This is a genomic window from Acidimicrobiales bacterium, assembly GCA_016794585.1.
Classification (GTDB): Bacteria; Actinomycetota; Acidimicrobiia; order Acidimicrobiales; family DATDAH01; genus JAEUJM01.
In genome coordinates this window covers 84,135-102,176 of sequence record JAEUJM010000017.1, presented here as the reverse complement: position 1 = coordinate 102,176, position 18,042 = coordinate 84,135, and the positions used below count along the sequence as shown (strand labels likewise).

Genomic DNA, 18,042 nt, shown 5'->3' with positions numbered 1-18,042 from the left:
GCCGACCACGGGCCCTGGCCCTCATCGGTCCGGCCTCGCCACCCGCTCGAACCAGCCCCCGTCGGCCGCGACCCAGCCGGCCGCCTCGAGGTGCTGCAACGCCTCGGCCAGGGGACCCAGGCCCAGCCCGGTGCGCACGGCCAGCTGCTCGAGCGCGGCGGGCTGCCATCCGAAGGCGTCGAGCACCTGGGCCTGCTCGGCGGTGGGCGCCGGACGCGGGTCGGGCGCCCCACGGGTGGCGGCGGTTGCGGTCAGGCCCAACAACGAGAGGACATCCTCGGCGCCCCGGGCCACCCCGGCGACGGCATCGGCGAGCAGCTGGTTGCAGCCCGTGGACGTGGGGCTGGTGACGGGCCCCGGCACGGCGAGCACGGGCACGTCGCGCTCGAGCGCGGCGTCGACCGTGTGCATCGATCCGCCGTGACGAGGCGACTCGACCACCACGACGACGTCGGCCAGCGCGGCGACCAGGCGGTTCCGCGCCGGGAAGCGCCATGGCTCGGGCGCCGCCCCGAGGGGCGCTTCCGACAGCACCACCCCGGCCTGCTCGACCCGGCGCCACAGTCCGGCGTGACGCCGCGGGTAGACGACGTCGAGGCCCGACCCCACGACGGCGAGCGGTGGCGCCGCCTCGGCGGCCAGAGCCCCCTCGTGGGCGGCCCCATCGATGCCGAGTGCGAGACCCGACACCACCCGCACCCCAGCGCCCGCCAGGTCTCGCCCCAGGCCCCAGGCCACGTCCCGCCCGTAGCGGCTGGCGGTGCGGGTGCCGACGATGGCCACGCGGGGGCCGGGCACCACGTCGGGCCGGCCGCGGTGGAACAGCACGACCGCCGGCTCGACGTCCGCGGCCAGTGCCTCGGGGTACGCCACTCCCCCGAGCACCGTCACCCCGATGCCCGCGTCATGGTGGGCGGCGAGCACCGCCTCAGGGTCGAGGGAGCGAGCCCGCGTCGCCCACGTGGGGGGCAGGGTCTCGGCCTGCCTCCCGAGCGCCGCGGCGACCCCTTTGTCGCGCCCGGCGGTCCCTGCGCACACGTGGCGCCAGGCCTCCCCGAGCGCGGGCCACGCCCGGGCGACGGCGGTGAGCCGGGCCGGGCCCATGCCGGGCAACGTGCAGAGCGCCGCCCCGTAGGCCTCGGGCGGGAGGGCACCGGCTCCCGACCCGGCGCCGACCGTCGGTCCCTGCGTCGCCGTCCCGACGTGCCCAGGCTCGGGCACTCGGCGCACCTCGCGCTCAGCCACGACCGAGCCCCACCGGGTCGGCGCGCAGGCTCAGGGCCAGGCTCACCTGGTCGGAGCCGAGGGGGCCATTGCGCCCCCACAGGTCGGCGAGGGTGAGGGCCACCCGCCGGACGCGCTGGAGCCCCCGGGCAGAGAGGCGGCCGGAACGCAGCGCCTGCTCGACGATGAGGGCGGCTCCGTCCGAGAACGGCGCCAGCTCGTCGAGGGCGGCGGCGTTCAGCTCGGCGTTGGCCCAGACGCCACGCCCCTGGGCCCGCTCGCGGGCGGCGAGCACGCGCTCGGCCACCACCGAGCTCGTCTCACCCGGGGCACCGCGCAGCAGGTCGTCCACATCGGGGCGCAGCACCTCGACCCGGAGGTCGAAGCGGTCGAGCAGCGGGCCCGAGAGGCGCCGCCGGTAGCGGGCCCGGGCCGCATCCGAACACGAGCACGCTCCCGGGGACGACCCCTCGCCACAGGGACACGGGTTCATGGCGCCGGCGAGCAGGAAGCGGGCGGGGAAGGTGGCGCTGGCCTTGGCCCGCGCCACCCGCACCTCACCCTCCTCGAGGGGCTGGCGCAGCGTGTCGAGGACCTGCGGCGCGAACTCGCCCATCTCGTCGAGGAAGAGCACGCCCCGGTGGGCGAGGCTGACCTCACCGGGGCGCATGACGGCGGTGCCGCCGCCGATGATCGACACCGGCGACGCCCCGTGGTGGGGCGCTCGGAGGGGCGGTCGCCAGATGAGCGAGTCCGCCCGCAGGGGGATGCCCGCGGCCGAGTGGATGCGGGTGGCCTCGAGGGCGTGCGCCTGGCACAGGCGGGGCAAAAGGCCCGGGAGCCGGCGGGCCAGCATCGTCTTGCCGGAACCGGGCGGGCCCACCATGAGCAGGTGGTGATGGCCGGCCGCCGCCACCTCGAGGGCGAGTCGGGCCACGGGCTGGCCCCGCACGTCGGCGAGGTCGGGCTCGGGAGGTGGCGGCGCCGCTCCCGGGGGCGGTGGCGGGTCGGGCCACGGCTCTTCGCCCTTCAGTGCCGCGGCCACCTCCCGGAGGTGGGCGACGGGCCGCACCTCGTGGGTGGCCACCAGGCGGGCCTCTCCCGCCGCCGCCACCGGCACGACCGCCACCTCGCCGTCGAGGGCCTCGGAGAGCGAGACCATGCCCGGGACCGGGCGGAGCGAACCGTCGAGGCCGAGCTCGCCGAGGAACCCGACCCCGGCGACCGCCGCCGGCTCGACCTCCTCCTGCGCCACCAGCAGGGCCACGGCGATGGCCAGATCCAGCCCGGAGCCCACCTTGCGCAGCCCCGAGGGGGCGAGGTTCACGGTGATGCGCCGGTTGGGCCACGGCAGACCGGTGCACTGGAGTGCCGCCCGGACCCGATCGCGGGCTTCGCGGCAGGCCGTGTCGGGCAGGCCCACGATGGTGAAGCCGGGGAGGCCGCTGGCCACGTGCACCTCGACGGTGACGGGCCGACCCTCCACGCCGAGGACGGTGGCGGACGAGATGGTGGCGAGCACGGTGGGACCTCCCGGGTGGTGCGGATGGGGAGGGGCCGTGCGCCGGCCGCCGAGGCGTGCGCCCACCGTACGAAGGGGGTGCGACAGGAATCCGGAATGGACAGGGTTGTCGACGCGGCGCGGGGGCGCAGGCCGGGCACACTGAGGCGATGGGAATGGACCCGACCCGTCGCCACGTACGCCGAAACAGCGACTACGTGTTCGTGGCCGCCGCGCTCATCGTGGCCGTGGCCCTCGTGGCCTGGGCGTTCCTGGGCTGACGGTGGACCACCCCGACCTCTGGGCCGACGACGCCGTCGAGACCCGTTTCATCCAGCCCTACCAGGCCACCAAGTCGTACCTCTGCCCCGGCTGCAACCGCGACATCCCCCCGGGCACCGGGCACATGGTGGCGGTGCCCCACGACGCGCCCGACCTGCGCCGCCACTGGCACCGGGCCTGCTGGACCAACCGCCACCGGCGCCGTCCCCGCCACTAGCGGACGGCGTGCGGGCCGAGCTGCGGCGGCGCTAGAAGGCCGCTTCGATGACTTCGATCTGGCCGTCGAGGACGGCGGCGACGTCGAAGCGCACCTCGCGGGCTCGGAAGGGGGCGTCTTCGAGCCACACCGCGGCGAGGCGGCGGATGCGGTCACGCTTCTCGCGGGTCACGGCTTCCGCGGGCAGGCCGTAGGCGTCGGAGGAGCGGGTCTTGACCTCGCAGAACACGAGGACCCGCCCCTTGCGCACGATGAGGTCGAGCTCACCCTGACGGCAGCGCCAGTTGGTCTCGACCACCTCGTAGCCGTTGGCGGTGTACCAGGCCGCCACGGCCGCCTCGCCGGCCGCCCCGAGCTCGAGGCGTTGGCGGCTCATCGCGTCAGTAGTCGCGCTTTTCCTTGACCTTCGCGGCCTTCCCGACGCGATCGCGCAGGTAGTAGAGCTTGGCCCGGCGCACGTCGCCGCGGCTGTGGACCTCGACCTTGGCCAGGATGGGCGAGTGCACCGGGAAGGTGCGCTCGACGCCCACGCCGAAGCTGACCTTGCGGACGGTGAAGGTCTCGCGGATGCCCGAGCCCTGGCGGCGGATGACCACGCCCTGGAAGACCTGGACGCGCTCACGGGTGCCCTCGACGACGCGGACGTGCACCTTCAGCGTGTCGCCGGCGGCGAAGTCGGGGATGTCGTCACGCAGGCTGGCGTGGTCGACGAGATCGGTGGAGTTCATGGCGCAACACGCTCCTGGCGTGGAATTCTTCGGGGACCGTGAGGGGAAGCGGTGGCGAACGTCGCACGTTCGCAGGACGGGTCAGGATACGTGAGGGGGTGCGCTGGGACCAACACCGAGGCCGAACTCGTCGAGGAGCGCCTCCTCGTCGGCGGTGATGCCGCCACGGGCCGCGAGCAGATCGGGACGGTGGGTGGCGGTGCGCACGAGCGCCTGGGCCCGACGCCACCGGGCGATGCGGCCGTGGTCGCCCGAGCGCAGGACGTCGGGCACCGCCATGCCCCGGAACTCGGCGGGACGGGTGTACTGGGGGTACTCGAGCAGGCCGTCGCTGAAGGACTCGTCGCCCGCGGACTGGTCGTTGCCCATCACCCCGGGGACCAGCCGGCCGACCGCTTCGAGCACCACCATCGCTGCGACCTCGCCGCCGGCGAGGACGTAGTCGCCCACCGACAGCTCACCGTCCACGAGGGCGGTGCGCACCCTCTCGTCGACCCCCTCGTAGCGCCCGCACAGCAGTGAGAAGCCGTCGAGCGAGGCGAGCTCGACGGCCATGTCCTGGTCGAAGCGCCGGCCGCCGGGACCGAGCAGGAACAGGGGCCGGGGCGGGGCCACGGCCTCGACCGCGCCGAAGAGGGGCTCGGGCATGAGGACCATGCCGGCGCCGCCCCCGTACGGGCTGTCGTCGACCGAGCGGTGCGGGTCGGTGGTGGTGGACCGCAGGTCGTGGACGCGGATGTCGAGCAGCCCCTCGCCGGCGGCCTTGCCCAGCAGGCTGCGGCCGGTGAAGTCGCCGACCATGTCGGGGAAGATGGTGAAGATGTCGATGCGTGTTGGACCGCTCTTCGGCTGTCGCCTCATCGCACCGTCAAGGCTCGCTCGTCCCTCGCTCACCGCGCCTCCGGTCAAAGCTCGAGGAGTCCCGCCGGAACGTCGACCACCAAGCGGTCCCCTCCGCGCGCCGTGATGAAGCGCACGGGGATGAGGGCGCCGCCGTCGAGCACGAGCAGGTTGCTGGCCGGGTTCTGCTCCACCGACTCGACCGTCCCGAGCATGGCGCCCGTCTCGTCCACCACCTCGCTGCCGATCAGCTCGTGCACGAAGAGTGCGTCGGGGTCGTCGAGGGGCTCGGCGCGCAGCACGAGGCCGTGGAGCGCCTCCGCGGCCTCTCGGGACTCGACGCCGGCGAACTGCACGATCCAGCGCCGCTGGTGGGGCTGGGCGGTCACGACGGTGAGCTCGCCGTCGTCGCTGAAGAGCACCGTGCCCGGGTCCAGGCGCTCGGTGCGATCGGTGCTGAGCGCGACGATCACCTCTCCGCGGAGGCCGTGCGCCTTGGCCACCCGGCCGACCTCGAGGAGGGTCACGGGCGGGAGGGGTTCGGGGTCAGTCGACGAATTCGACGTCGACCTCGACGCCGTCACGGGCCGCAGCGGCCCGCACCACGGTGCGGATGGCGTTGGCCACCCGACCCCGCTTGCCGATCACGCGGCCCATGTCGCCTTCGGACACGTGGACCTCGAGGGTGACGGGGCGGCCGTCGGTGACCTCGACGCGCACGCCGTCGGGATCGTCGACCACCGACTTGGCCAGGTACTCGAGCACCGCGCGGGCACTGGCCGCGGTGATGGTGTTGGCGTCGCCGCCGGTCTCGTCGTCGTCCTCGTCGTCATCCAACTCGTCGTCGTCGATCCGGTTTGGATCGGCCTCGTCGGCGTAGGTGTCGTCGTACTCGTCGTCGCTCATGCGTCGGACTCGTCGGCGTCAGCGGCCTCGGTGGCCGCAGGGGCGGCCGCGGCGGCGGGAGCGACGCCCTTGAACTCGTCCCAGGCGCCGGTGACCTTCAGCAGCTTCTCGACACGCTCGGTGGGCTGGGCGCCCTTGCGCAGCCAGCTGACGGCCTTCTCGTTGTCGATGGTGATGTCGGAGGGATCGGGGCGGGGGTCGTAGGTGCCCACGATCTCGATGAACCGGCCGTTGCGGGGCGACCGGGAGTCGGCGGCCACGATGCGGTAGGTCGGCTGCTTCTTCTTGCCCATCCGCATGAGGCGGAGCTTGACTGCCACTGGTTGGTCTTCCTGTCGTCGTTGCTGGTTGGAGATCGGTGCTGTCGGGGACCGTCGGCGATCGGCGATCGGTGCGGCGGGCGGGTCGTCAGAGAGGGATCAGGGGTGACCCGCGCCCGGCAGAACCCACCATTGAAGGCGTCGGGAGCCGCTAATTCAAACCCGGGAGCTTCAGGGGCGCCTTCGGCGGCCCCGGAAGGGCCGGCGGCGTGGTGGTCCGGCCCTTGCCCTTCTTGGCCTTCTTGCCCTTGCGCCCGCCCATCGCGCCCATGCCGCCCATCTTCTTCATCATCTTCTGCATCTCGCGGAACTGCTTGACCAGCTGGGTGACCTCGTTGGGCGAGGTGCCGCTGCCATCGGCGATGCGGCGGCGACGCGAGCCGTCGATGATGACGGGGTTGACCCGCTCTTCGGCGGTCATCGAGCGGATGATGGCCTCGAGGCGATCGAGCTCGCGCTCGTCGATCTCGGCGTTCTTCATCTCCTTCGGGACCCCGGGCATCATGCTCATGAGGCTGTTGAGCGGGCCCATCTTGCGGATCTGCTGCATCTGCTCGAGGAAGTCCTCGAGGGTGAACTGGCCCTCGAACAGGCGGGCGGCGGCTTCTTCCGCCTCCTTCTGGTCGTAGACCTCCTCGGCCTTCTCGATGAGGGTGAGGACGTCACCCATGCCGAGGATGCGCCCGGCGAGGCGGTCGGGGTGGAACAGGTCGAAGTCGGCCAGCTTCTCGCCCGTGGAGGCGAAGGCGATGGGCTTGCCCACGACCTCCTTCACGGAGAGGGCGGCGCCGCCTCGGGCGTCGCCGTCGAGCTTGGTGAGGATCACCGCGTCGAGGGCCAGGGTCTGGTGGAAGGCCTCGGCGGTGGTGACCGCGTCCTGGCCGATCATGGCGTCGATGACGAGGAACGTGTAGTCCGGCTCGACGAGGCCCGAGATGTCCTTGACCTGCTGCATCATCTCGGCGTCGATGGCGAGACGGCCGGCGGTGTCGACGATGACCACGTCTCGGCCCTTGGCCCGGGCCTCGGCCACGGCGGTGCGGGCGACGTCACGCGGGTCGCCGCCGGGCTCGCCGGCGAGGACGGGAACGTCGACCTGGCCCGCCAGGGTGCGCAGCTGCTCGATGGCGGCCGGTCGCTGGAGGTCGGCGGCGACGAGCATCGGGTTGCGGCCCTGCTGCTTGAACCAGCGGGCCAGCTTGGCCGAGGTGGTGGTCTTGCCCGAGCCCTGGAGGCCGGCCATGAGCACGACCGTGGGAGGCTTGGAGGCGTAGGTGATCTTGATGGTCTCGCCGCCGAGGGTGGTGACCAGCTCCTCGTTGACGATCTTGATGACCTGCTGGGCCGGCGTGAGGCTCTTGCTCAGCTCTTCGCCGACGCAGCGCTCGCGGATGCGGCCGACCAGGCCCTTGACGACGGTGACGTTGACGTCGGCCTCGAGGAGGGCCACGCGGATCTCCCGCAGGACCTCGTCGATGTCGGCGTCGCTGAGGCGGCCACGGCCCCGCAGGCGGGTGAAGATGCCGTCGAAACGATCGGAAAGGGCGTCGAACATGGAGGCCTGATCCTACCGGCGCGGGGAGCGTGCTCGGCGGTGCCGGTGGTGCGCAGCCGTGCCGCGGGACGGTTTCGACCCGGAAGTGTTCACGTGGCGGAGCGGAGCGGAGCCGCGGGTACGACGAACCGGATGTCGAAGGCGACCCGACGAAGGAGGGTCAAAGCAACGGGACTAAGCGAACAAGGCGTCGACGAAGTCGTCGGGGTCGAAGGCGACGAGGTCGTCCTCGGTCTCACCGAGGCCGACGAGCTTCACGGGGATGCCGAGCTCGGACTGGATGGCGAGCACGATGCCGCCCTTGGCCGAGCCGTCGAGCTTGGTGAGCACGACGCCCGTCACCTCGACCGCCTCGGTGAACTGGTGGGCCTGGGTGAGGCCGTTCTGGCCGGTGGTGGCGTCGAGCACCAGCAGCACCTCGGTGACCTTGCCGGGCTCGCGGTCGGCGACGCGGCGCACCTTGCGGAGCTCCTCCATGAGGTTGACCTTGGTGTGGAGGCGGCCGGCGGTGTCGGCGAGCACGAGGTCGATGTCACGGGCGCCGGCCCGCTGGACGGCGTCGAAGATGACCGAGCTGGGGTCGCCGCCCTCGGCTCCGCGCACGCTGTCGGCACCGGCGCGCTCGGCCCAGTGCTGGAGCTGCTCTGCGGCGGCCGCCCGGAAGGTGTCGCCGGCGGCGAGGATCACCGAGCGGCCCTCGCCGATCTGGTGCTTGGCCAGCTTGCCGATCGTGGTGGTCTTGCCGACGCCGTTGACCCCGACGAAGAGCCACACGTTGGGATGGCCCTCCTCGTAGTGCAACTCGCGGTCGACGCCGCCGAGCTGCTCTTTGAGGTCGGCCTTGAGCGCCTCGACGAGCTGGTCGGGTTCGGTCAGCCCCTCGGCCTTGACCTGGTCCTTCAAGCGGTCGATCAACGTCATCGTCGTGGCCACGCCGACGTCGGCCTGGAGCAGGCCCGCCTCGAGGTCGTCCCAGGTCTCCGTGTCGATGGCGCCCCGGGACAGCAGCCCGCCGATGGTGCCGGACAGGGCCCCACGGGCCTTGGCCAGGCGGTCGCGCCAACGGGCCGGGGCCTCGACGGGCGCCGGCGGTGCCGCGGGCTCTGTGACGGCTTCGGCGTCGCCCCCGTCCTCCTCGACGGTGGGTGGGGCCTCGACCGCCGGGGTGGGCGGCGGGGCCGGGAGCTCACGACGACCCCGGACGGCGACCAGGGTGGCCACGCCGGCGAGGAGCACCAGCGTGACGACGGCGATGATGATGAATTCCATGAGGGGTCGAGCCTAACGACCCGACCCCGGACGCCCGACCCCGGACGCGCCGCACCGGGGACGGCGGTGGATCGTCCCCGGTGCGACGGGCTGGTGGTCTCGGTTGTCCGACCCGGCCCGGGGCCGGCGTGGTGCGAGTCGCCTAGTTGTCGGCGCTGACCAGGGTGGCGGTCACCGTGGTCTCCTGGCCGTTGCGCACCAGGGTGATGTCGACCGTGTCGCCGGGCTGGAAGGCCCGGATGGCGGCGGCGAGGTCGGTGTTCGACTGCACCGCGTCCTCGCCCACCCGGATGATGAGATCGCCCTCGAGGATCCCGGCGGACTCGGCGGGGCTGCCGGCGCTGACGCTGACGATCTGGGCGCCGGACTGACTGCCCTGGCTGGGCCGGCTCTCGACGCCGAGGAAGCCGAACTCGACGGGCAGACCCTGCTCGAGGCGCTCGGCGGCGGCGATCGCGGTGTCGATCGGGATGGCGAAGCCGACGCCCACGTTCCCGGTGCTCTGGCCATCGGTGAGGATGGCGTCGTTGATGCCGATGATCCGGCCCTGGCGGTCGGCCAGCGCACCGCCCGAGTTGCCCGAGTTGATGGGGGCGTCGGTCTGGATCACGTTGAGCACGCCAGCGCTGGTGGGGAAGGAGCGGTCGACGGCGCTGACGATGCCGGCGGTGACGGTCTGGTCGAGGCCGAACGGGCTGCCGACGGCGACGGCGGTCTGACCCACCGCGATGGGCACGCCGGTGGCGAGGGCCGCCACCTGGAGGTCGGCCTGGCTCGGATCCACCTTGATGACGGCGACGTCGGTGCCGTCATCGGCGCCGAGGACCTCGCCCTCGAGGAGCGTGCCGTCGGCGAGACGGACGTTGACGGCGGTGGACGTGCCGACGACGTGGGCGGCGGTGAGGATGAGGCCCGCCTCGTCGTAGACGAAGCCGGACCCGAGGCCCGTGTCGGTCTCGATCTGCACGACCGTGGGAGCCACCGCAGCGGCGACGTCGGCGATGGGCTCGGTGCCGGTGCCGTCGATCGGGGCGGGATCGGCCGGTCGGGACTGGCTGACGTCGGAGGTGGGGACCTCGCTGGCGGACGGGCTGCTGCTGTCGTCGCTGACCACCTTGCCGAGGCCGAAGCCGGCGGCGATCAGGCCGAGCACGGCGAAGAGGCCGAGCACGAAGAACCAGGGGCCGCGACGGCCGGCCTTGGTGCGGTTGGACGGCGGGGGGAGCTGCGGCTGGCCGGCCGCCGGGGGGAAGGTGGGGCCGGCGGGCGGTGCCCCGTACGGGGGTGCCGGCTGGTAGGCGTAGGGCGGTGCGCTCGGCGCCGCACCCGGATCGAGCGGCGGCACCGGGTCCGGGGACCAGGGGTTGGACATCTGAACGTTTTCCTCCGTGAGGGCCATGAGCGCACTGTCCCGCACCGCCGCGAAAGACGGGGTAAGACCGCCCGAAAATCAGGCTAAGTGCGCCGAGCCGACCTGCGGCGCGGCGTCGGCGTCAGGGTCGGGGGCGGCGTCGGCGCCCTCGGGTCCCGAGCCATGGGAGACGGTCCCCGCGGGGGCCGCGGGCAGCCAGACCGAGAAGGTCGAGCCCCGTCCCTCCTCCGAGGCGAGACGCACCTCGCCGTTGTGGCCTTCGGCGACCTGGCGGACGATGGTGAGCCCGAGCCCGCTCCCCCGCTCGCCCTCGTCGCCGGCCCGGGACTTGCGCCAGAAGCGCTGGAACACGAGGTCGCGCTCGCTCTCGGGGATGCCGGGGCCACGGTCCTCGACCGCCATCCACACCCACCCGCCGTCGGCGCCGCCGGCGATTCGGACCGCCGAGCCCGCGGGGGCCAGGCGCACGGCGTTGCCGGCCAGGTTGTGCAGTGCCTGGCGAAGGGCGACGCGGTCGCCCACCACCCACAGCCCGGGCGGGGCGGCGGCGTCCACACCCAGGCCGCGCTCGGCGGCGGCCCCGGCGAACTCGGCCGCCACCTCACCGACGACGTCGGCGAGGTCGACGGGTTCGTGCGCGAAGGTGGGCGCGCCGTGGCGGGCGAACTGCAACAGGTCGTCCACCAGGTGGGTGAGGCGATCGACGGTGCGCGCCACCACCGAGGCGGCCTGGCGCAGGTCCTCCGCCGAGGCGTCGGGGTCGCTCAGGGCCACGTCGAGGTTGGTGCGCATGACCGCCAGCGGGTTGCGCAGCTCGTGGGAGGTGTCCTGGATGAAGCGCCGCTGCGCCTCGAACGCGTCGTCGAGTCGCCCCAGCATCTCGTCGAAGGTGTCGGCCAGTTGCTTGAGCTCGTCATCGGGGCCATGGAGGGCGATGCGGCGGGACAGGTCGGTGGCCTGGATCTCGGTGGCGACCTCGGTGATGTGCCCGATGGGGCGCACGACCCGACCGGCCACCATCCACCCCACCCCGAGGCTGGCCACGAACAACACGCCGAGCGAGGCGAAGGAGTAGTTGCGCAGCTTCTCGAGGGCCCGCTCGTTGACGAGGTGCTCGAGGCCGCTGATCTGCGCCCGGATCGGCTGCTCCTCACGGATGACCTGACCGGTGCGGGGGTCGACCATGAGGCGGGTGACGTTGATGGTCTCGGAGATGGGCTCGTCGTCGAGGTCGCGGGACAGGCCCACGTACACCCCGGCCACGACCAGGCCGGCGAGGCCGAACAACAGCACGGAGTACAGCAGGGTCAGGCGGACCCGGATCGACCCCATCCAGGCCGGCACGCCGCTCAGCTCTCCGCCGGGGCGTCGACGAGGCGGTACCCGCGGCCGATCACCGTCTCGATGGGGGCCGACGGTCCCGCCTTCTCGAGCTTGCGGCGCAGGGTACCCACCGTGACCCGCACGGTGTTGGTGAAGGGGTCGGCGTGCTCGTCCCACACGTGCTCGAGGAGGTCCTCCTGGGAGAGCACCTCGCCGGCGTGGGCCATGAAGTAGCGCAGGAGGGCGAACTCCTTGGCGGTCAGCTCGAGCAGGGTGCCGGCCCGCCGGGCCTCGTGGCGGGCGTCGTCGAGCTCGAGGTCGCCCACGGCGAGCACCGAGCCGGTGCGGGCGGCCTCACGGCGCAGCAGCGAGCGAACCCGGGCCCGCAGCTCCTCGAACGCGAACGGCTTGACCAGGTAGTCGTCCGCACCCTCGTCGAGGCCGGCGACCCGGTCGGCGAGGCTGTCTCTGGCGGTGAGCATCAGCACCCGCGGCGCGGCGTCGGGACCGTCCGGCCCCTTGATCCAGCGGCAGACCTCGAGGCCGTCGAGGTCGGGCATGGTGAGGTCGAGGCACACGAGGTCGTAGGTGTTCACCGACAGCTTGTCGAGGGCCTCGTTGCCCCCGAAGGCCGTGTCCACCGCGTAGCCGTCGCGGCGCAGGCCCAGGGCCACCGCCTCGGTGAGGTCCGCCTCGTCGTCCACCACCAGCACGCGCATCACACCCGACGGTACCGGCAGCGCCCCTAACGCAGAGGTAAAACGGGCCGGTGACCGCCTCCCCCGCCGCCGCCGAATCGCCCATCCCGCCGACCATCGAGTGGGTGGGCGGCGACACGCTGGCCACCGCCGGCGAGGGGGCCCACGTCGAGCTCATCGACCAGCGCCTGCTCCCGGGGGAGCTCACCGTGGTCGAGGCCCGCACCATCCCCGAGCTCTGCGAGTACATCGCCACCCTCGCGGTGCGGGGCGCCCCCGCCCTCGGCGCCGCCGGCGCGATGGGGGTCGCCCTGGCCGCCACCCTCGGGCTCGACCTCGACGAGGCCGCCGCCACCGTCAAGGCCACCCGCCCGACGGCGGTGAACCTGGGCTGGGGCGTCGACATGGCCATGGCCGCGGACGACCCGGTGGCCGAGGCCGTGCGCCTCGCCGCCGACGACGTGGCCCGCAACCGGGCCCTCGGCGGGCACGGTGCCGAGCTCGTGCCCGAAGGCGCCCGGGTACTCACGCACTGCAACGCCGGCGCCCTGGCCTGCGTGGGCTGGGGTACCGCCCTCGGCGTCATCCGCTCGGCCCACGAGGCGGGACGTCGGCCCTCGGTGTGGGTCGACGAGACCCGCCCGCTGCTCCAGGGCGCCCGCCTCACCTCGTGGGAGCTCGAACGTCTCGGCATCCCGTGCACCCTGGTGCCCGACGTGATGTCGGGCTCGCTCATGGCCTCGGGCGACGTCGACCTCGTCGTCGTGGGCGCCGACCGCATCGCCGCCAACGGCGACGTGGCCAACAAGATCGGCACCTACAACGTGGCGGTCCTGGCCCACCACCACGGCGTCCCGTTCTACGTGGCCGCCCCGAAGTCCACCTTCGACCCCCACACCCCCGACGGCGCGTCGATCCCCATCGAGCTGCGCGACGGCGACGAGGTGACCTCGCTGGCCGGCGTGCGCATCGCTCCCGCCAACGTGCAGGCCCAGAACCGCGCCTTCGACGTCACCCCCGCCGAGCTGGTGACGGCCTACATCACCGAAGACGGCGTCGAGCGGCGCTGACGGTGGTCCCGTCGTCGGCAGGCACCGCCGGCGCCGCCGGCGCGGCTACCACCAGGTGGGGGCGCGGCGGAGACGCTCGAGGGCGTAGGCCTCGAAGTCGGTGGCGGTGTTGCCGTCGGCGTGCTGGACGAGCGCCCACAGGCCCCACACCACGTCGCTGACGCCCCGCAGCAGGTCGACCCGACGGCGGAGGTCCCTCGGCGGCGCGCCGCCGCAGTAGGCCTGCAGGAGGCGCTCGTGGTCGTCGGGGTCGAGGCCGCACTCGACCGACAGGTGGGCGAGGTCCCACCCCGGGTCGTTGAGGCCGGAGTACTCCCAGTCGACGAGCACCACGGCCTCGGCGGTGAAGACGAAGTTCAGCGGCCAGGCGTCGTTGTGACAAGGCACGAGGGGGGCGGTGAGGTCGAAGGTCGCGACGGTCGCCAGGAGGTCGTCCACGACGGCGGGCACCGCGCGCATCGCGGCACCCCCGCCGAGGGCGAGCGCCGCCCGGTGGCGACGGGCCTCGGCCACGGGGTCGAAACGGCCGACGAAGGGCGGCGCCGCGGCGTGCAGGCGCCACAGTGCGCGGGCCACCTCCTCCAGGCGCTGCCCGCTCGTGGCCAGGCACTCGGGCGCGACCACCTCGCCCTCGACGAACCGGCACACCATCGTCCCGTCGGCATCGAGGTGGAGCACCTCGCAGTTGAGGCCCAGATCCGCGGCCCGGCGGGCGTTGTGGGCCTCGGCGGCCCGGTCGATGTAGGCGTCGCTGCCGGAGCCGGGGAGGCGCACGGCGAACGACCCCGACACGGTGTCCACGCGGTAGTTGCGGTTGGTCATGCCGCCCAGGGGCACGAGGTCGTCGACGACGCCGAGCCCGGCCGCGTCGATCACGGCCGCCACGGCGCGGCCGTCTGCGTCGTCCACCGTGTGTTCACCAGCCCCCCGCCGGCGCGTCACCGCCACGCCACCATCGTGTCACCCGGACCGCGGCGGCGCATCGGATGCTGACGGTGCGCGCTCGGGCCGAGCCTTTAGGGTGACCGTGCCCCGAACCGACAGGAGCGCCTGATGGACCCCTCCCCCGACGTGCCGACCGCACCCGACGCCGCCGAGACCAGCCGACTGCTCGAGACGGCGCTGTTCGAGGTGAAGAAGGTGATCGTGGGCCAGGAGCGGGCCCTCGAGCGCCTCGTCGTCTGCCTGCTGGCCCGCGGCCACGTCCTGCTCGAGGGCGTGCCCGGCCTGGCCAAGACCCTCGCCATCGAGACCCTCGCGAAGGTCTCGGGCTGCTCGTTCACCCGCCTCCAGTTCACGCCCGACCTGTTGCCCGCCGACATCGTCGGCACCCGCATCTACCGGGCGTCGAGCGAGCAGTTCGACGTCGAGCTCGGCCCCATCTTCGCCAACTTCGTCCTCGCCGACGAGGTGAACCGGGCGCCAGCCAAGGTGCAGTCCGCCCTCCTCGAGGTCATGGCCGAGCACCACGTCTCCATCGGCGGCCAGACCTTCCCGGCCCCCGACCCCTTCCTGGTGCTGGCCACGCAGAACCCCATCGAGTCCGAAGGCGTCTACCCCCTGCCCGAGGCACAGCGCGACCGCTTCCTCATGAAGGTGGTGCTCGGCTACCCCACACCGGCGGAGGAGGTCGAGATCGTCTACCGCATGAGCGTCTCGCCCCCGACGCCCGAGCCGGTCCTCACCCCCGAGGACGTCCTGCGCCTCCAGGACGCCGCCGACGCCGTGTACGTGGACCGGGCGGTCGTGGACTACGCGGTGAGCCTGGTGCTCGCCACCCGTGACCCTGCCGCCCACGGCCTGGCCGACATCACCGAGCTCATCGCCTATGGCGCCAGCCCCCGGGCGAGCCTCGGCCTGCTCGCCGGCGCCCGCGCCCTCGCCCTGCTGCGGGGCCGCAGCTACGCCCTGCCCCAGGACGTGTTCGACGTGGCCCCCGACGTGCTGCGCCACCGCCTCGTCCTCTCCTACGAGGCCCTGGCCCAGTCCATCAGTGCCGACCAGGTGCTGGCGCGCCTCCTCTCCACCGTGCCGGCCCCCCGCATCGCGCCGTCGCAGGACCCGGCCCGTCTCCACGCCCACCAGCAGGCCACGGCCGCGCCGGTGCCCGCCCCGACCACTTCGCCTGCTCCTCCCCCGGCCCCCGCACCGGCGGCCGCTCCCGCCCCCGCCCCGGCGGCGACGTCGGCGGACGCCCCGACCCGGCCCGAGACCTCGGCGGCCGACGACGCCGCCGGCGAGACCGAGCAGTCCGCGTGAACCACCCCACCGCCCGCTCGTGAACACGCCGCCGGCCATCGGGGGCGCGCCCGAGCAGATCCTGCGCCGCCTCGAGATCGACATCACCCGCCGCCTCGACGGGATGCTCCAGGGCGACTACCGCGGCCTCGTGCCCGGCCACGGCAGCGAGCCCGGTGAGACGCGCGGCTACCAGGCGGGCGACGACGTGCGCCGCATCGACTGGAACGTCACGGCCCGCATGCAGGAGCCGTACGTCCGCGAGACCATCGCCGACCGCGAGCTCGAGACGTGGGTGGTGGTCGACCGCTCCCCCAGCCTGGACTTCGGCACCGCCGCCTGCGAGAAGCGCGACCTCGCTGTCGCCGCCACCGCGGCCATCGGCTTCCTCACCGCCCGCACCGGCAACCGCTTCGGCGTGCTCGCCTCCGGCGGCGCGGGCATCGACACCCTCCCGGCCCGCGGCGGCCGCGCCCATCTGCTCGGCGTCCTCCACCGCCTCGTCACCGCCCCCACGGGCCACGATCTGTCCGGCGCGGGCGGCGCCACCCCCGCGGCCGCCGACCTGGGCGGCGCCCTGCGACGCGTGTCCGGGCTGGCCCGCCGCCGCGGCCTCGTCGTGGTGGTCTCCGACTTCCTCGGCGACGCCGGCTGGCAGCACCCGCTGCGCCTGCTGGCCGCCCGCCACGAGGTGCTCGCCGTCGAGATCATCGACCCCCGCGAGCTCGAGCTGCCCGACGTGGGCGTGCTCGACCTCATCGACGCCGAGACGGGCGCGCGCCGCGAGGTGCGCACCAGCGCCCGCCTGCGGGCCGAGTACGCCGACGCCGCCCGGGCCCAGCGGGCCGAGATCGCCGCCGCCATCCGTGGCGCCGGCACCGACCACCTGATCCTGCGCACCGACCGGGACTGGCTGCTCGATCTCGTCCGCTTCGTGACCCTGCGCCGCCAGCGCGTCGAGACCCTCCCGAGGCCCCTGCCGTGACCGCCGCCCCCGTCGTGCTCGCCGTCAGCTTCCTCGACCCCGCCTGGCTGCTCCTCCTGCTCGCCCCGGCGGCGATGCTGGCCGTCTACGTCGTGCTCCAACAGCGCCGCCCCGAGTACGCGGTGCGCTTCACCAACCTCGAGCTGCTCGACAAGGTCGCCCCCAAGCGCCCGGGCTGGCGCCGCCACGTCACCGCCGGCGTGTTCCTGTTCGCCCTCGCCGCCTTGATCGTGGCGGTGGCCCGCCCCACCCGGGACGTGCAGGTGCCCGTCGAGCGGGCCACCGTCGTGATGGCCATCGACACCTCGCTCTCGATGGAGGCCACCGACGTCGCCCCGTCACGCCTGGAGGCGGCACAGGAGGCGGCCAACCGGTTCGTCGAGCTCCTCCCGCCCTCCATCAACCTCGGGCTCGTCACCTTCAACGGCACCGCCCAGGTCGCCGTCGCCCCCACGACCGACCGCGCCGCCGTGACCCGCGCCATCGACGGCCTCGAGCTCGGTGAGAGCACCGCGACGGGCGACGCCATCTTCGCCAGCCTCGACGCCATCGAGTCGGTGCCCGACGACGGCGCCGACGAGCCCGTCCCCGCCCGCATCGTCCTCATGTCCGACGGCACCCGCACCGTGGGCCGGTCGGAGGGTGACGCCTCGGCGGCCGCGGTCGAGGCCGGCGTGCCCGTGTCGACCATCGCCTTCGGCACCCCGAACGGCACCATCGAGTACACCGACGAGACCACGCCGCCCACCATCGTGCCGGTGCCGGTCGACGAGATCTCGCTCCAGAACATCGCCGACGCCACCGGCGGCTCGGCCTTCACCGCAGCCAGCGAGGCCGAGCTGAGCCAGGTGTTCGCGGACATCGGCAGCTCGGTGGGCTACGAGACCGAGCAGCGCGAGATCACGCCGTGGTTCGTGGGCGCGGCCCTGCTGTTCTTCCTGGCGGCGGCGAGCCTGTCCCTCGCCTGGTTCGCCCGCCTCCCCTGACGGCCCCCTTCGCCACGATCAGCACGAGGGCGGTCACGGCGGCGCCGAGGAAGAGGTGGGCGAGCACGTAGCGCTGGAAGGTGGGACGGGTGACCGGGGCACCGCCGAAGGTCACCGCCGACACGGCGGCGTCGAAGGCCGGGCCCATGCCCCGCACGTCGGGGACGACCACCGCGGTGGCGTAGAAGACCCGCTCCCAGGGCAACAGGAAGCCGGTGAAGGCGGCCGCGGGAACGGCCAGGACGAGCAGCGCCGGCGCCACCCAGCGACCGACGCCCGATGCTCCGACCCGACCCCATCGGGCCTGGACGAGCGCGAACACCAGCACCCACGACGCCGGCAGCAGGAGGACCGATGCGAGGCGGTGGACCGTGCGCACGGCCTCCGGGCCGTTCGGGGCGGGTCGATACCCCCACGTCAGCACCAGCCCCGTCACCACGAGCACCGCGACCAGGGCGAGGGCCACGAGCAGCACCACCCGCAGCAGGGCCGGCGCAGGCCGGTCCGGATCGGGCACTGGAGCCAACG

19 protein-coding genes and 1 pseudogene are annotated in these 18,042 nt (G+C 73.6%); 5 read left to right on the top strand and 15 right to left on the bottom strand.

What is annotated here, in order from left to right; genetic code table 11:
* Window positions 1-21: 21 nt before the first annotated feature.
* Window positions 22-1,221, bottom strand: coding sequence for a DNA-processing protein DprA (locus tag JNK12_09670; GenBank protein MBL8776189.1), 1,200 nt, complete (start codon window positions 1,219-1,221; stop codon window positions 22-24).
* Between the two features lie 16 nt (window positions 1,222-1,237).
* The gene (locus tag JNK12_09665; GenBank protein MBL8776188.1) at window positions 1,238-2,746 is read right to left on the bottom strand and encodes a YifB family Mg chelatase-like AAA ATPase; all 1,509 of its coding nucleotides are present in this window, start codon (window positions 2,744-2,746) and stop codon (window positions 1,238-1,240) included.
* Window positions 2,747-2,987: 241 nt separating this feature from the next.
* Between JNK12_09665 and JNK12_09660 the strand changes: the two genes are divergently transcribed.
* Complete coding sequence (locus tag JNK12_09660; GenBank protein MBL8776187.1) at window positions 2,988-3,224, top strand: hypothetical protein; 237 nt, start codon at window positions 2,988-2,990, stop codon at window positions 3,222-3,224.
* A gap of 31 nt (window positions 3,225-3,255) precedes the next feature.
* On the opposite strand, the gene JNK12_09655 is transcribed toward JNK12_09660, so the two are convergent.
* From JNK12_09655 to JNK12_09605, 11 genes are all read right to left on the bottom strand, one after another.
* On the bottom strand, window positions 3,256-3,600 hold the full coding sequence (locus tag JNK12_09655) for a YraN family protein (protein ID MBL8776186.1): 345 nt from the start codon (window positions 3,598-3,600) through the stop codon (window positions 3,256-3,258).
* Between the two features lie 4 nt (window positions 3,601-3,604).
* A complete protein-coding gene (rplS, locus tag JNK12_09650; protein ID MBL8776185.1) occupies window positions 3,605-3,952 on the bottom strand; it encodes a 50S ribosomal protein L19 in 348 nt (115 codons plus the stop codon).
* A gap of 81 nt (window positions 3,953-4,033) precedes the next feature.
* Entirely contained in the window at window positions 4,034-4,813 is a 780-nt protein-coding gene (gene trmD / locus JNK12_09645) for a tRNA (guanosine(37)-N1)-methyltransferase TrmD (protein MBL8776184.1), read from the bottom strand.
* Between the two features lie 44 nt (window positions 4,814-4,857).
* Window positions 4,858-5,319 carry a 16S rRNA processing protein RimM gene (rimM, locus tag JNK12_09640; protein MBL8776183.1) on the bottom strand — a complete coding sequence of 154 codons (462 nt, stop codon included), beginning with the start codon at window positions 5,317-5,319 and terminating at the stop codon, window positions 4,858-4,860.
* 19 nt (window positions 5,320-5,338) lie between these two features.
* Window positions 5,339-5,698, bottom strand: coding sequence for a KH domain-containing protein (locus JNK12_09635; protein MBL8776182.1), 360 nt, complete (start codon window positions 5,696-5,698; stop codon window positions 5,339-5,341).
* Complete coding sequence (gene rpsP / locus JNK12_09630) at window positions 5,695-6,018, bottom strand: 30S ribosomal protein S16 (GenBank protein ID MBL8776181.1); 324 nt, start codon at window positions 6,016-6,018, stop codon at window positions 5,695-5,697. Before rpsP ends, JNK12_09635 begins: the two co-directional genes overlap by 4 nt.
* A gap of 151 nt (window positions 6,019-6,169) precedes the next feature.
* Complete coding sequence (ffh, locus tag JNK12_09625) at window positions 6,170-7,573, bottom strand: signal recognition particle protein (protein MBL8776180.1); 1,404 nt, start codon at window positions 7,571-7,573, stop codon at window positions 6,170-6,172.
* A 174-nt stretch (window positions 7,574-7,747) separates the two neighbouring features.
* Entirely contained in the window at window positions 7,748-8,842 is a 1,095-nt protein-coding gene (gene ftsY, locus JNK12_09620) for a signal recognition particle-docking protein FtsY (protein ID MBL8776179.1), read from the bottom strand.
* A gap of 142 nt (window positions 8,843-8,984) precedes the next feature.
* Entirely contained in the window at window positions 8,985-10,214 is a 1,230-nt protein-coding gene (locus tag JNK12_09615) for a trypsin-like peptidase domain-containing protein (protein ID MBL8776178.1), read from the bottom strand.
* A 78-nt stretch (window positions 10,215-10,292) separates the two neighbouring features.
* Window positions 10,293-11,558, bottom strand: a complete 1,266-nt coding sequence (locus JNK12_09610; GenBank protein ID MBL8776177.1) for a HAMP domain-containing histidine kinase — start codon at window positions 11,556-11,558, stop codon at window positions 10,293-10,295.
* A gap of 5 nt (window positions 11,559-11,563) precedes the next feature.
* Entirely contained in the window at window positions 11,564-12,256 is a 693-nt protein-coding gene (locus tag JNK12_09605) for a response regulator transcription factor (protein ID MBL8776176.1), read from the bottom strand.
* A gap of 50 nt (window positions 12,257-12,306) precedes the next feature.
* Here JNK12_09605 and mtnA point away from each other — a divergent pair, with 50 nt between their 5' ends.
* Window positions 12,307-13,305: an S-methyl-5-thioribose-1-phosphate isomerase gene (gene mtnA, locus JNK12_09600; GenBank protein ID MBL8776175.1), complete on the top strand. Its 999-nt coding sequence runs from the start codon at window positions 12,307-12,309 to the stop codon at window positions 13,303-13,305.
* Between the two features lie 45 nt (window positions 13,306-13,350).
* On the opposite strand, the gene JNK12_09595 is transcribed toward mtnA, so the two are convergent.
* Entirely contained in the window at window positions 13,351-14,214 is an 864-nt protein-coding gene (locus JNK12_09595) for a phosphotransferase (protein MBL8776174.1), read from the bottom strand.
* Between the two features lie 144 nt (window positions 14,215-14,358).
* Between JNK12_09595 and JNK12_09590 the strand changes: the two are divergent.
* The 3 genes and pseudogenes from JNK12_09590 (at window position 14,359) to JNK12_09580 (ending at window position 17,514) form a co-directional block, all read left to right on the top strand.
* Window positions 14,359-15,327 (top strand): annotated as a pseudogene (locus tag JNK12_09590) (AAA family ATPase).
* 256 nt (window positions 15,328-15,583) lie between these two features.
* Window positions 15,584-16,528 (top strand): DUF58 domain-containing protein, encoded by a 945-nt coding sequence (locus JNK12_09585; GenBank protein MBL8776173.1) that lies wholly within the window; start codon window positions 15,584-15,586, stop codon window positions 16,526-16,528.
* Window positions 16,525-17,514: a VWA domain-containing protein gene (locus JNK12_09580; GenBank protein MBL8776172.1), complete on the top strand. Its 990-nt coding sequence runs from the start codon at window positions 16,525-16,527 to the stop codon at window positions 17,512-17,514. The genes JNK12_09585 and JNK12_09580 overlap by 4 nt, the downstream gene beginning before the upstream one ends.
* Here the strand turns inward: JNK12_09580 and JNK12_09575 are convergent.
* Window positions 17,429-18,031 carry a hypothetical protein gene (locus JNK12_09575; GenBank protein MBL8776171.1) on the bottom strand — a complete coding sequence of 201 codons (603 nt, stop codon included), beginning with the start codon at window positions 18,029-18,031 and terminating at the stop codon, window positions 17,429-17,431. The two genes, JNK12_09580 and JNK12_09575, sit on opposite strands and share 86 nt — an antisense overlap.
* Window positions 18,032-18,042: the final 11 nt, after the last annotated feature.